The organism is Alkalimonas cellulosilytica, assembly GCF_036325985.1.
GTDB classification, from domain to species: Bacteria; Pseudomonadota; Gammaproteobacteria; order Enterobacterales; family Alteromonadaceae; genus Alkalimonas; species Alkalimonas cellulosilytica.
In genome coordinates, this window is record NZ_JAUHLI010000008.1 from 1 (window position 1) to 14,032 (window position 14,032).

The following is a 14,032-nucleotide window of genomic DNA, read 5'->3' on the forward strand; positions in this document are numbered from 1 at the left end:
GACAATATTTACAAAATAATCAATGTCACTTGTAGTACCAACCTGACCTAATGTCCGAATCACATCAACCTTCAAACCTACATCCTGTGTATCCTTATATTGGATAGCATAATCACGTAATGTTGCTCTGGAGATATTTATAGGGCAGCCCCATGCTTTCTCAGCATTTGCCAGATGAAAAGCCACATCCAAACGGAAGCTCGCCTCACTCATCAGCTTATAACGATCATGGTTGTAAAGTGGGTGCTCTTGTCGCCACAACCGCTCCAGCTCCTGCACAAACAGCCAGCGTATTTGCTCATTAGCACTTGCCACAGCCTTATCACGGTGCAAGCCATTTTTAAAATATAAATAGCGCTCATATAATGTTAATTTTCGTGGAAACCAAGCTGATTTGCGCCAGTCGTTATACTCATTAAGTGCATTCTGTAAGTTCACTAGCTCAAAACTATCGGCCCGGCTTAAACTTGAAAATGCCAGCAACATATAAATCAACAAAAAACGCATACAGTCCTCACTCACTGAGTTTATTTAGCTGTTGGTGCGCGTCGTGTAAAACGCCACTTTGTGTCTGTACTAATAGCTGTTCTCGTCACTGTTGTCGAAGACATCGGCACTGCAAAGTCGATGGTACGGCCAAGCGATGGTGAATACGCTGTATAGTTCCGCGTCCAAGTCGTTTCTGTTCCGTGAACACGATACACAGTTAAAGTATCTTTGATCAGGCGAGTATGGTACCACTTGGCTTCTATTCCTGGCCCAATTGGCATTCCCATAGGGCCCCTTAATGCTGGTAATTGCCCTTCAACCGTAAAATAAACCTCACCCGGAAAGTCCAGCCTAAACTTAGCATCCGTGGCCCACTCATAATCTAAGTAGTCAATTAGTATTTCTTCATGGCCTGTATCACGCCATTCTGGAATTGCGCTTTTCGAGTAATGATTATACAAAGCCTGCATAGCCCCGGTAACAGCCCCATTGGCAAACTTGCCGCCCGCTATCACCGAAGCAGTGCCGCCGATGGTAGCTGAAATCACCGTGCCGCCCACCACGTTTTGCGCAAAGCTGGCATCCATAAGCGGCGTGCCCAGCCCTTTAGTGACACCAGCACTAAAGAAACCATGCCCAAACTTGCCGCCTTGCAGGCTGGCGCTAACCCCACCGACCATCGCATGCGAAAAGATTTGACCGGCTACCTGGCCTGCGGTTAATAGGTTGCCACCAAAATCAAGATAACTCCCAAGCTGGGCACCATTGAATACCACATTATCCACATTAGCGGCACTTAAATCCGAATAAGCGCCGCAAGCAGCAGACTGTCAGAATGGAATGAATCTATGCTTGAAAGGAAGGTTGTATTTTTATTGGGTTTCTTCGACTGAAATAAGACTGTTAAAGATCGAAAACCAACAGGAAGGTAAAAGAATACGCCACAAGCCAAGACTAGCTTGTGGCGGTAAGAAGACTATTCTGCTAACAACGCATCCGTTTTAGCAGCACAGATAAAGTCATTTTTATGCAAACCTTTGATGGAGTGCGACCACCAGGTTACGGTCAGCTTGCCCCACTCCAGCAGCAAGGCCGGGTGGTGGCCTTCATCTTCCGCCATTTCTGCCACTTTGTTGTGAAAGGCCCAGGCGGCTTTGAAGTTTTTGAACTTGTACTGGCGTTCCAGTTGCAAAATACCGTCACGAACGACTGGGGTCCAATCCGGGATTTGTCGCATCAATACCGGCAACTCGTCATCGGATACTCGGGGTGCATCGGCGCGGCATGCCTCGCACTTCATGGTGGTTAACTCTGACATCGATTCCTCTCTAACTTGCTTGTTTTTGTTTAGGCGGAAATTTAGGCGCATGCAAACCCAGTTGCTTGGCCTGCTGCACCAGCGACATCATGTCCAGGTGCGCAATATCAAACAGATCGTTAATTTGGCTGATGGTAAAGTAAATCGGCTGCATGATATCAATGCGGTACGGTGTTCTTAACACATCGATGGCATCAAAGGGCTTCCGCTCTGGTTTTTCCGACTCCAGCGCATAAATGGTTTCGCCCGGAGACGATAAAATACCGCCACCGTAAATGCGCAGGCCGTCTTTGGTTTGCAGCAAACCAAACTCAATGGTGAACCAGTACAGACGCGCCAGGTAGACCCGATCTTCTTTGCTGGCAGCCAGGCCAATTTTGCCATAAGCGTGGGTGAACTCGGCAAAAGCCGGGTTGGTGAGCATGGCGCAGTGACCAAAGATTTCGTGGAAAATATCCGGCTCTTGCAGATAATCGAACTCTTCACGCGAGCGAATAAAGGTCGCGACCGGAAAACGCTTGTTGGCCAGCAGCTCAAAAAAACGATCAAAGCTGATCAGCGCCGGCACTTCGGCACATTCCCAGCCGGTGGTTTCACGCAGTACTTTGCTCACTTCTTCCAGTTGCGGAATGCGATCCGTCGGCAGTTGCAGCCGTTCCAGCCCAGCCATAAACTCATCGCAGGCTTTGCCTTCTATGCAGCTAAGCTGACGTGTGATCAGTTCATGCCAGATTTGATTCTCTTCGTCCGACCAGGCAATAACACCATGCTCGTCGGACTGCCTCGATACATAGTTGCTTGACTTACTCATAGATACCCTGTTGCTTGTATTCTTAAATGGGACCAGCCCTTGTAGCTGTGACCGATACTAGTCGAAATGGGTTCGGCTGTTAATCAGGCCAGCGCAACTTAGCGTGCAGCTGGCCGTAAAGATTAAATTACAACGGGGGGCATGGCGAGTAGTCAACGATCAGGCCGAGCGAGCCTGCTGAGCCTGCATGGCAGCTAAAGCCTGGGCCAGATCCGCTACGATATCCTCTACCTGCTCCAGCCCTACGGAGACCCGGATCAAACCATCGCTGATGCCGGCCATGGCACGCTCATCTGCGGTGTAGGGACTATGCGTCATCGAGGCTGGGTGCTGAATAAGGGACTCGGCATCGCCAAGACTGACTGCCAGACTAAGCAGCTGGCATTGATTGATAAAGTAACGGCCATCGTCCAGACTGCCATGCAGTTCAAATGCCAACACCCCCCCGGCGGCTTTCATTTGAGTACCCAGAAAACGGTGGCCGGGGTGTTCCGGCAACCCGGGATAATACACCGTGGCTATTGCCGGATGTTGCTGTAAAAACTCAGCCACCCGCTGCGCATTCTGACAATGGCGCTCCATCCGCACAGCCAGGGTTTTCATGCCACGAATGATCAGCCAGGCATCGTGCGGACTAATGGTTCCGCCAATGTCTTTTAAGGTAGTCATTTTGATTTGATGGATCAAAGCACTGCTCGCTACCACCAGGCCGGCGACCACATCGCCATGGCCATTGAGGTACTTGGTCGCGCTGTGAATGACAATATCAATGCCAAAGTCGACCGGGCGCTGCAGCAGCGGGGTTAAAAAGGTATTGTCAATGACCGAAAGTAAACCATGCTGACGGGCAAAGCTGCCCAGAAAGGCCAAATCCAACACCACCAGGTTGGGGTTAATTGGGGTCTCGGCAAACAGCAATTTGGTGTTGGGTCGAAGCGCAGCCTGCACCGCCGCATGATCGGTCATATCCACAAAGCTCACCTCGATGCCATAGCGGGCAAACTGATGACTAAACAGTGCAAAACTGCAGCCATAGACGGCCTTGCTGCAAATCATGTGATCGCCCTGCTGCAAGAACGTCAGCGTAGCAGCCGATACGGCGGCCATGCCCGTGGCTGTTGCAGCGCCATCTTCCATGCCTTCCAGCGCAGCAATTTTCAGTTCCAATTCGCGAGTCGTGGGATTACCAAGCCGGGTGTAGATGTAACCGGCTTCTTCACCGGCAAAGCGGGCCGCACCTTGCTCGGCATTGTCAAAAATAAAGGTAGAACTTTGGTACAAAGGGGTGGCTAAACTGCCATGTTCATTGCGTGTTTTACCAGCATGAATGCATAAAGTGGCTGGAGATTTTGACGTGCTGTGCATACGATCTATTCATTATTCAACGGATGGATGGATGCACTACAGATAGCAGAAATTACCGTGATTGGAAGCAAGCCAGACGGCTTGCTGTCCGGATGATGCAGCAGGCCATCGGCAAAGTGTCAACCAAAGTTCACAAGTTGTTGAACTCACGGTTGAGCTGGAAGGTGCTGGAAGTGACATGACGCTCGATATCACGCAGCCGCAGCTCCAAACTGGTAAATTTGTGATTCAGATGCTGCAAAGCTTGCTTAGGCGGCTCACCCTTTTGCCACACCTGGGTTTTTACCTCGACACTGTCTTCATCCCTGCCCGGCTCTATACTGCCATGACTGGCCTCGTACTTGGACTTCTTCTCCAGCACCACCCAGGCGGCAAAATAAAGCACCAGCACAAAGCTGCCCATACCAAGGAACAAAGCGGCCAGGGTAATGATCCGAACCAGCCAGTTTTCCATGCCAAAGTAGTCGGCAACCCCGGCACAGACGCCGGCAATTTTACCATTGCGATCATCGCGCAGCAGCGGTTTACGTGGCTTAGTCATGACGTTGTCTCCAGCGCGGGCTTTCGGCATCTAAAATCGCTTCCAGCGTTTTAATCCGCTCCGCCATTTTATCGGCTTTACGCGCCAGCTCATTGAGCTGGCCGAGCTCCTGATCGGTCAGTCCCTGACCGATTTTGTTTTTGCTACGGTAGTGCATAATCACCCATAGCGGTGCCACAAAGATCGTAAATAAGATCATGGGCACAAAAATCATTTCCTGAATTCCCATAGCTGGCTCCTGGTTTGCTTGGTCCGCTTAGTCCGCTTTGCTGTCTTTTTTGCTGACAACTTTGGCTTTTAATGCTGCCAGCTCATTCTCAATCTTATCCTGCGCGGCCAACTCGGCAAACTCATCTTTCAGGGTTTTCTTGCCCAAATCATAGGATTCGACCTGCGCCTCCATCGAGTCGATCTTCTGCTCGTAACGCTCGAACTTGTACATCGCATCGTTGAGCTTCTCGCTGTTCAGCGTCCGCTTTACATCCAGGCGACTGGCGACGGTTTTTTGCCGCATCAGCATCGACTTCTGCCGGGCCTTGGCATCCGCCAGTTTCTCCTGCAGCTGCGCCACTTCATGCTGCAGTTTGTTGATGTGCTCATCCAACTGGGCAATATCTGTTTCCACCGCATTCACCTGCTCGGCAGCTTTTTCCCGCTCGACCAAGGCTGCCCGGGCTAAATCTTCCCGCTCTTTCGATAATGCCAACTCGGCTTTGCTCTGCCAGTCGGTGACTTCATCGTTCAGGCGATTTAATGCCCGTTGCAAATCTTTTTTCTCGGCAATGGTCTTGGCAGAAGAAGAACGCACCTCTACCAGAGTGTCTTCCATCTCCTGGATGATCAGCCGTACCATTTTTTCCGGATCTTCGGCTTTATCCAGCAGCGAATTTAAATTTGAGTTGATAATGTCTGTAAAGCGACTGAAAATACCCATCGTAGTTACCTCTTCAATTGGTCGGGATACACCAGAGTACATTCACATTCCTTGCCAACTTTTTAATAGCTGTTACCCATTGAATTTATTAAATAAATAAATTAGGCAGAAAGAGCTATGGCAAGACGCTATAATGAAATACACTACTATTTGGTCATTTTCACTAAAGTTATCCGATGCGCAGAACACAACAACAAGATAATCTGATCGGCCAGTCCAACAGCTTTCTGACCGTGCTGGAGCAAGTATCACAAGCTGCGCCGCTGAACAAACCGGTGCTTATTATTGGTGAACGCGGCACCGGCAAAGAACTGATAGCTGCCCGCCTGCACTTTCTATCACAACGCTGGGATCAAAACTACCTGACCCTGAACTGCGCGGCCCTCAATGAAAACTTGCTGGAAAGTGAACTCTTTGGTCATGAGGCCGGCGCTTTTACCGGTGCCAGTAAACGCCACGAAGGCCGCTTTGAGCGGGCAAATGGCGGCACTTTGTTTCTGGACGAGCTGGCCAACACCCCAAGCCTGGTGCAAGAAAAGCTGCTACGGGTTATTGAGTACGGCGAGTTCGAACGGGTCGGTGGCAGTCGCTCAGTGAAAGTAGATGTGCGTTTAATTTGTGCCACCAATGAAGACTTACCTGCCCTGGCCGAGCAAGGCGAGTTCCGCGCTGATTTACTCGATCGACTAGCCTTTGATGTCATTACCCTGCCCCCGATGCGTGAACGGCGGGAAGATATTCTATTGCTGGCAGAACACTTTGCCATCAACATGGCGCGGGAGCTGGAGTTCGAACTATTCAGTGGCTTTAGCGAAAAAGCCAAAAAGACCTTACTGGATTACCACTGGCCGGGCAATGTCCGGGAGCTAAAAAATGTGGTAGAGCGCAGTGTGTACCGTACCAACAACCCCTATGTGCCGGTACACGACATTCTGCTGGATCCCTTTGCCTCACCATTTCGGCCTCAGCAACGGGTCAAAACACGCGATCGGCAAAGCAGTGTCCCTTCCGAGCCTGCAAGCAAATCGGTTGTCGGTGAGGCAACAGCAGCGCATAGACCCCAAGGACAGGCCGCAGCGGAGCTACCGCAGATCCATCCCGAAAAGCCACTGGACTTTAAAGCAGTATCGCAAGAGTTTGAGATTAACCTGCTCAAGCAAGCGCTTGCTACCTGCCAATACAATCAGAAAAAAACGGCCGAATGCCTGGGATTAACCTATCATCAGTTACGTGGCTACATGAAAAAATACCAGTTACTGGACAGCCAGCAGGACCAGCATGCCGAAGCCATTGATTAAAGGTAGCTTAGCAACTGCCCTGCTTGTCACCTTGCTCACCGCCTGCCAACCGGATATGCCTGCGGAAGTTCGCTCGGGTTTGGTGTACTGCAGTGAAGGATCGCCTGAGAGTTTTAATCCACAACTGGTCACGTCTGGCACCACCATAGACGCTACCAGCCGGCAGCTGTTTGATCGCCTGCTGGACATCAATCCCAACAATGGCGAGTTCAAACCAGCGCTGGCAACCCACTGGGAAAGGCGGGAAGATGGGCTTAGCTATACTTTTTATCTGCGGCCCAATGTTCAATTTCATCAAACCGACTATTTTACCCCGAGCAGGTCATTAACCTCTGCGGATGTGCGTTTTAGCTTTGAACGGGTAATGCACTCGAATCATCCATTTCATAACGTGAGTGGTGGCGAGTACCCTTATTTTCAAACGGTAGACTGGGCCAACCGTGTTGTGCGTATCGCCACCCCGACCGATGATCAGGTGGTGTTTTATTTGCGCCAGCGTGACAGTTCGTTTTTATCCAATCTGGCAACCGACTTTGCCGTGATCCATTCAGCAGAATATGCCGAACAGTTGTTGCAACAAAACCAGCGGCAGCGCCTGGACTCTCATCCGATTGGCACCGGCCCCTTTAAATTTCGCGAATACCGAAAAGATGTGTTTATTCGTTACTACCGCCATAACGACTATTGGGGCGAACCAAGTCAGCTGGAGCAATTGGTGTTTGATATCGAGCCCAATAATGCCAAACGTATGGCGCGCCTGCTGACCCATGAGTGCGACATCATTGCCTACCCGCGTATGGCAGAGCTCGAACTCATCAGCAAACGTGCGGATGTCAAGGTTCAGCAACAAACCAGCATGAATGTGGGTTTCTGGGCTTTTAACACCAGCAGAGCGCCATTTGATAACAGCAAAGTACGCCGGGCACTGTCGATGGCCATCAATCGGGATGCTATTCTGCAGGCGGTGTATTTTGATCAGGCCGAAGCGGCCACCTCGTTGTTGCCTCCAACATCCTGGGGACACAACCCAACCTTGCTACCGGTGCAGTTCGATCCAGACCGAGCCAGAACCTTACTGGCCGAAGCGGGTTACCCTTATGGCTTTAACATGACCATCTGGGCCATGCCGATTCAGCGGCTGTACAACCCCAGTGCCACGCGCATGGCAGAAATGATGCAAGCGGATCTGGCCCGTATTGGTGTGCGGGCCAGCATTGTCACGCTGGAGTGGAATGCTTTTCGCCGCCAACTCAGACAAGGCGATCATGACTCGGTATTGCTGGGCTGGAATGCCGATAACACGGATCCGGATAACTTCTTTCGCCCCCTGCTGAGCTGCAATGGCGTTGAAAGCGGCACCAACCGCGCGCTTTGGTGTGATCCTGCTTTTGATGCGTTGCTGGCCCAAGCCCTGCTGACTGATGATCAAGCCATTCGCCGCAGCTATTACTGGGCGGCCCAGCAGTACCTGACTGAGCACCTACCGCTGCTACCACTGGCGCACGCCAAGCGCTTTCAAGCGGTGAACCAGCGGGTTGAGGGGGTTGGCATTAACCCCTACGGTGGTATTGACCTGTCAACCGCTTTTATACGTTCGGATGAGGAGACGCCATGATCTGGCATTATCTGATCCGACGATTATTCCTGCTCTCTTTTGTATTCTTTGCCCTGACCTGCTTTGCATTTAGTTTAGGGCACTTATTTCCCGGCGATCCACTGGTCAATTTCAGTGGCATCAGCCAGCCAGACGATGAGCTCATGCCCGTTTTGGTGCAACAGTACCGGCTCGATGATGGTTATTTACAGCAATACATTGCTTTTTTACAGCGGATTTTGCAAGGGGATTGGGGCTTGTCACTGGCCAGTCAACAGCCGGTCTTGCACGAACTGAAACAAGTGTTCCCGGCCACCCTGGAGCTGGTAGCCTATGCTTTGTTGATCTCCTTTGTACTGGGTGTACCGCTTGGCCTTATGGCGGCAATTAAAGCCAACCACTGGTCTGGCAAAGCCATTTCCACCATCGCTTTGCTCGGCTACTCCCTGCCCATTTTTTGGTGGGCCTTACTGATGATTATGCTGTTCAGTATTGGTCTGGGCTGGTTTCCAACCTCCGGGCGCATCAGTGTGCTGTATGAAATCCCTGCGGTGACCGGTTTTATGCTGCCAGATATCCTGTTATCTGGTCAAACCTACTGGCAAGCAGCGCTGCAGGATGCCATCCGCCATCTGTGGTTACCCGCTTTTGTACTGGCGACCTACCCCACTACTGTGATGATCCGCTTTACCCGCGATGCCATGCTGAATGTCTGGCAACAAAGCTACATCAAAACAGCGCGTGCCAAAGGATTAAGCCGCAGCCAGGTGCTGTACCGTCACGGATTGCGCAATGCCATGCTGCCGGTTATGCGCCAACTGGGCCTGCAATTTAGTACCCTGGTGACGTTGGCGATGATTTCTGAGTTGATATTCTCCTGGCCAGGCATTGGTCTTTGGCTTCTCGACAGCATCAGTCAGCGCAACTACCCTGCTATCCAGGGAGGCTTGCTGGTGATCTCCAGCCTGGTGATTCTGGTGAATATCCTGATGGATGTGCTGCATACTCTGTTCAATCCACTGGCAAGGAAGCAAGCCAATGGCTAAATTTCAATGGCTGCATCAGAAAACTCAGCATGGCCCACTAAGTCAGCTTTGGGATAGCTTCCGTCAACAACACGCTGCCGTTGTCGGGCTGATGCTGTTTGGCTTCTTTACTTTGATTGCCCTGTTCGGCCCTTTGCTTACGCCTTATGATCCTTACCTGCAAAATCCGGATGCATTGTTGCTGCCGCCATCCTGGGATGATTTGGGTGATGTGCGCTACTTGTTGGGTACCGATGACTTGGGCCGGGATCAGTTATCCCGGTTGATTAAAGGGGCCAGCTACACCTTTGGTATTGCCCTGGTCACCGCCCTGGGTGCTCTGCTATTCGGCCTGTTGCTGGGCGTACTGGCCGGGATGAGCAAAGGCTTTCGGGCCAGCGCGTTTAACCATGTGCTGGATCTGGCTCTGACCATCCCATCTTTGTTACTGGCCATCATCATTGTTGCCATTTTGGGGCCTGGGCTTGTCAATACCATCTGGGCCATTATGCTGGCCTTGCTGCCACAATTTGTGCATGGTATCCGCAATACCATTTTGCAACAACTGGAGCAGGAATATGTCATTGCCTACCGGTTGGATGGAGCCAACAACTGGCAGATTTTGCGTTATGTGATTCTCCCTAATACCTGGGAGCAACTGACGGTGCTGTTCAGTATGGCCTTATCCACCGCTATACTGGATATAGCAGCGCTCGGCTTTTTAGGCCTGGGGGCACAGGCGCCTGCTGCGGAATGGGGCCTGATGGTAGCGGATGCACTGGATCTGATTTATTTATCGCCCTGGAGTATTGCCTTGCCTGGCTTGCTGATTTTTATTGCAGTACTCAGTGTCAATCTTGTTTCTGATGGCTTAAGAACAGCAGTTCGCAAACGGCAGGAAAACTAATGTTGCTTTTGGATATCCGAAATCTGACACTGGAGCTGGAAACCAGTCAGGGCTTGATCCGGGCCGTGGACAGGGTCAGCTTAAGTTTGCGTGAAGGCGAAATCAGAGGGCTGGTCGGTGAGTCTGGCTCTGGCAAAAGCCTGATTGCAAAAGCCATCGTTGGTGTGCTGAATCAGCGCTGGCGCATCAAAGCCGATCGCTTCCATTGGTGTGGGGTCGATCTGCTGCAACTTCCCTTCGATCAGCAGCGCAAAATCATAGGCCGGGACATTGCCATGATTTATCAGGAACCAAGCAAATGCCTGGATCCAACCGCACTGATTGCAGAGCAATTGCATGAGTCCATCCCTAACCAACTGTTGAAAGGTGGTTGGTGGAACCGGGCCAGGCAAAAGCGTAAGAAAGCCATTGCCTTGTTGCATAAGGTTGGGATCAAAGAGCATCAGTCGGTCTTGGAAAGCTATCCATATCAGCTCTCTGAAGGGGTATGCCAGAAGGTCATGATCGCCATGGCCATAGCGAAAAACCCCAAATTGCTGATTGCCGATGAACCCACCACAGCCCTCGAAGCCTCTACCCAGGCACAACTGTTTCGCTTGATTAGTAGCCTGAACCAGCTCAAGGGCATGTCGGTACTGCTTATTAGCAATGAACTGGATAGCATCGCCCGCTACACCCACCGTTTGTCCGTCCTGTACTGCGGGCAGTTGGTTGAGTCCGGCGAAACAGCCCGGCTATTGGCGCAACCTTTTCATCCATATACCGATGCACTGATTAAGAGTGTACCGGAATTTCAACCTGATTTGGCTCCCAAAAGCCAGCTCTACGCCCTGCCTGGCAGCATCCCTACTTTACAGCATCTGCCAGTCGGCTGCCGGCTTGGCCCTCGCTGTCCGAATGCCAGAAAAGAGTGCGTACATACCCCGGCATTAGAACGCAAGCAGCACCACTTTTACAGCTGTCACTTTCCGTTGCAGTACAAGGAGCCACAATGAGTCAGTTACTGGAGGTGGTTAGCTTAAGCAAACACTATCGGAAACAACTTGGACTGTTCCGCCAAACGACAATTCAGGCGCTGGATAACGTCAGTTTCAGCTTAGGAGCTGCACAAACGCTGGCTGTGGTTGGCGAAACCGGCTCTGGCAAAAGTACGCTGGCTAAAGTACTGGTTGGGATTGAACAACCGGATCAGGGGGAAATTCGTTTGGCCGGTAAGGCGGTGACCTTAAGCCATTACCGCAAATACAATCATGTGATCCGCTACATGTTCCAGGATTCGGAGCGGGCTCTGAACCCCAGCCAGAAAGTGGGTAGCATGCTGGATCATGTGCTACGTTTCAGTACCGTGCTGGATGAACCTCAGCGGCAACAAAAAGTCCTGCAAAGTCTGCAGCAAGTGGGTTTGATGGATGAGCATATTGATTTTTACCCGCACATGTTATCCGCCGGACAACAGCAACGGCTCGCCCTGGCCAGAGCTTTAATCCTCGATCCCAAAATCCTGATCCTGGATGAAGCCCTGACGGTGTTGGATCCAACCCTGCGGGCACAAATCGTCAATCTGTTGCTGGAATTGCAGCAACAAAAAGGGCTGTCCTATTTATTGATCAGCAAAAATCTGAGGCTGGTGCGCCATATCAGTGATCACTGCCTGGTGATGCAACATGGTCAGGTCGTCGAAGCAGGTGAAACCGAGCAACTGTTAAACCAACCTCAGCATCCACATACCCGCAAACTTATGGGCCTGAGCTAAACAGCTGATCCATGTTCTGATTCTGTATAAAAAAACCCCGCAAATTTGCGGGGTTCAGCTTGTGGGTTACATGCTTAGAAACGTTCTTCCGGCATATCCAACCGTGGTCGCTTGATCTTAGCTTCCGACTTTAAGGCTGCCAGCATGGCTTCATAAGCTTGCTGGGCGTGTTGATTGGCAAAACGCTCCAAATCTTCAGCATCTGGCACCTCAGTAACTTCACTATCACGTACCGCTGTGACTGCAACTAATGCCATATCACCATTCATCAGCTCAGCCAGATCAGCACTTACCGGACGTGCTTCATTCGGACGCGGTAAGGCAAAGGCCTTGGCGCGAATTTCTGTGTCCAGGCTACCACCGAAGCGTGCCGTGTTGCTGGCCAGTTGAGGCTCTATACCAACAGCCGCTGCCGCCGCTGCAAAATCACCATCTTGCTGGAACTGGGCCAAAACCTGAGCCGCTTGCTGACGGGCCAGCTCAGAGCTTTGCTGACGACGTAACGAAGCCACTACTTGCTCCCGCACCTCATCCAGCGATTGAGTTCTGGCAGGCTGGTGCTCAGTCACCCGCGCTACCACCAAATGCTGTGCACCCACTTCGATTGGTTCACTGTTTAAGCCCTCACCGATAAAGCGTAAGTTAAACAAGCGCTGCAAAACCTGAGGATGATTTAAAGGCGCTGCCGCTTGCTGACGAGAGAACAATGCCTGGCGACGCAGTGGCAACTGAGTGACATCAGCAGCTTCTTGTAAGTTATCCGGCACATCAAAACTGACATCGGCCAGCAGTTGCTGTATTTCAAAGAAACGATCATAGGCACGTTCCTGTTGCAGCGCCTGGATGATCTCTGCCTGAACTTCAGCAAAGTCACGTACCTCTGATGGCTCAAAGCGGTGCAATTGCAGAATATGATAACCAAAGCTGGTTTGGACCACCGCACTTAGCTCGCCCGCTTCCGTCAGTGCAAAAGCCGCGTCCTCAAAGGAGGGCTCCATATCACCGCGGTTAAGCCATGGCAGTACGCCGCCTTCAGCAGCAGAAAAGGTATCATCCGATACACGGGCCGCTACTTCAGCAAAATCGGCACCGGCTTGCAACTCTGCTAATACCTGCTCGGCTTTGGCTTTAATGTCGGCATTGCTACCCATGCTTTCAAACAGAATATGCGCTACCTGACGACGCTCATCAGTGCTATACAGTGGCAAATTTGCGTTGTAAAAAGCACGTGCTTCTGCTTCAGTCACGCTGATATCTTTAGCTATTTGCTCGATAGAAAGCTCGATGTATTCCACCGCAACTTTTTCTTCGGTCTCATAACGGGCTAGATTGTCGTAATAGTATTGCTCCAGCATCGCATCGGTTAGCTCAACCTGATCAACAAAGTGCTCTGCCTGGAACTTAATGTATTGGATATCACGACTTTGCTGTTGCAGAGCCATTAAACGCTGCAACTCAGCAGGCGTGGCAAACTCGGATAAAATCAGTCCACGCACCAATTGCTGACGCACCATTTGATCGCGCAGCATATCGCGAAACTCGCCGGTTTGCAGACCGGCCTGACGCAGCAACGCCAGATAACGATCATTGTTAAAAACGCCACCAACCTGAAACTCAGGCATGGAGCGGATTAAATCGCGTACCGCATCATCGCTAACCCGTAAACCAAGCTGCCTGGCATATTGTTTTTGCAACGTCTCATCAATCAAGCGCTCCAGCACATCGGCACGAAAGCCAGCCATGTAGGCAGGATCCGATGCCAACATCTCAAACATATCACCAAACTGCTGCTCCATACGGGCGCGTTCATTTTGATAAGCTTGTTCCAGGGCAGCACGGGTTACCCCTTCGCCATTGACTTCAGCTGCTGGCGTTTCCTTGGTCGAACCAAGGTAACCACCTACCCCGGCCAGGGCAAACGTCAGGATCACCAAACCAAGAATGATCTTGGCGGTTAGCCCTTGTGAACCTTCTCTGATTTTCTCTAACATCGTGCC

At 51.2% G+C, this 14,032-nt stretch carries 15 protein-coding genes; 6 read left to right on the plus strand and 9 right to left on the minus strand.

What is annotated here, in order from left to right:
• The 8 genes from QWY20_RS08995 to pspA all read right to left on the minus strand — a co-directional run.
• Positions 1–507: hypothetical protein (locus QWY20_RS08995; protein WP_330128690.1), on the minus strand; the 507-nt coding region annotated here is incomplete at its 3' end.
• A gap of 20 nt (positions 508–527) precedes the next feature.
• Complete coding sequence (locus QWY20_RS09000; RefSeq protein WP_330128691.1) at positions 528–1,274, minus strand: hypothetical protein; 747 nt, start codon at positions 1,272–1,274, stop codon at positions 528–530.
• A 191-nt stretch (positions 1,275–1,465) separates the two neighbouring features.
• Positions 1,466–1,807, minus strand: coding sequence for a 4a-hydroxytetrahydrobiopterin dehydratase (locus tag QWY20_RS09005; protein ID WP_330128692.1), 342 nt, complete (start codon positions 1,805–1,807; stop codon positions 1,466–1,468).
• 10 nt (positions 1,808–1,817) lie between these two features.
• Entirely contained in the window at positions 1,818–2,618 is an 801-nt protein-coding gene (gene phhA / locus QWY20_RS09010; RefSeq protein WP_330128693.1) for a phenylalanine 4-monooxygenase, read from the minus strand.
• A 159-nt stretch (positions 2,619–2,777) separates the two neighbouring features.
• The gene (megL, locus tag QWY20_RS09015; protein ID WP_330128694.1) at positions 2,778–3,983 is read right to left on the minus strand and encodes a methionine gamma-lyase; all 1,206 of its coding nucleotides are present in this window, start codon (positions 3,981–3,983) and stop codon (positions 2,778–2,780) included.
• 130 nt (positions 3,984–4,113) lie between these two features.
• Positions 4,114–4,524 (minus strand): envelope stress response membrane protein PspC, encoded by a 411-nt coding sequence (pspC, locus tag QWY20_RS09020; protein ID WP_330128695.1) that lies wholly within the window; start codon positions 4,522–4,524, stop codon positions 4,114–4,116.
• Positions 4,517–4,753 (minus strand): envelope stress response membrane protein PspB, encoded by a 237-nt coding sequence (pspB, locus tag QWY20_RS09025; RefSeq protein ID WP_330128696.1) that lies wholly within the window; start codon positions 4,751–4,753, stop codon positions 4,517–4,519. The genes pspC and pspB overlap by 8 nt, the downstream gene beginning before the upstream one ends.
• Before the next feature lie 27 nt (positions 4,754–4,780).
• Complete coding sequence (gene pspA, locus QWY20_RS09030) at positions 4,781–5,458, minus strand: phage shock protein PspA (RefSeq protein WP_330128869.1); 678 nt, start codon at positions 5,456–5,458, stop codon at positions 4,781–4,783.
• Between the two features lie 176 nt (positions 5,459–5,634).
• On the opposite strand from pspA, the gene pspF reads away from it, so the two are divergent.
• From pspF to QWY20_RS09060, 6 genes are read left to right on the plus strand one after another with little or no spacing between them, the layout of a single operon-like run.
• Complete coding sequence (gene pspF, locus QWY20_RS09035) at positions 5,635–6,756, plus strand: phage shock protein operon transcriptional activator (protein WP_330128697.1); 1,122 nt, start codon at positions 5,635–5,637, stop codon at positions 6,754–6,756.
• Positions 6,737–8,371, plus strand: a complete 1,635-nt coding sequence (locus tag QWY20_RS09040) for an ABC transporter substrate-binding protein (RefSeq protein ID WP_330128698.1) — start codon at positions 6,737–6,739, stop codon at positions 8,369–8,371. The genes pspF and QWY20_RS09040 overlap by 20 nt, the downstream gene beginning before the upstream one ends.
• The gene (locus tag QWY20_RS09045; RefSeq protein ID WP_330128699.1) at positions 8,368–9,396 is read left to right on the plus strand and encodes an ABC transporter permease; all 1,029 of its coding nucleotides are present in this window, start codon (positions 8,368–8,370) and stop codon (positions 9,394–9,396) included. Before QWY20_RS09040 ends, QWY20_RS09045 begins: the two co-directional genes overlap by 4 nt.
• Entirely contained in the window at positions 9,389–10,282 is an 894-nt protein-coding gene (locus QWY20_RS09050; protein WP_330128700.1) for an ABC transporter permease subunit, read from the plus strand. The genes QWY20_RS09045 and QWY20_RS09050 overlap by 8 nt, the downstream gene beginning before the upstream one ends.
• Positions 10,282–11,277, plus strand: a complete 996-nt coding sequence (locus tag QWY20_RS09055; protein ID WP_330128701.1) for a peptide ABC transporter ATP-binding protein — start codon at positions 10,282–10,284, stop codon at positions 11,275–11,277. Before QWY20_RS09050 ends, QWY20_RS09055 begins: the two co-directional genes overlap by 1 nt.
• On the plus strand, positions 11,274–12,035 hold the full coding sequence (locus QWY20_RS09060; RefSeq protein ID WP_330128702.1) for an ATP-binding cassette domain-containing protein: 762 nt from the start codon (positions 11,274–11,276) through the stop codon (positions 12,033–12,035). The genes QWY20_RS09055 and QWY20_RS09060 overlap by 4 nt, the downstream gene beginning before the upstream one ends.
• Positions 12,036–12,109: 74 nt before the next feature.
• On the opposite strand, the gene QWY20_RS09065 is transcribed toward QWY20_RS09060, so the two are convergent.
• A complete protein-coding gene (locus QWY20_RS09065) occupies positions 12,110–14,026 on the minus strand; it encodes a SurA N-terminal domain-containing protein (protein WP_330128703.1) in 1,917 nt (638 codons plus the stop codon).
• Positions 14,027–14,032 lie beyond the last annotated feature (6 nt).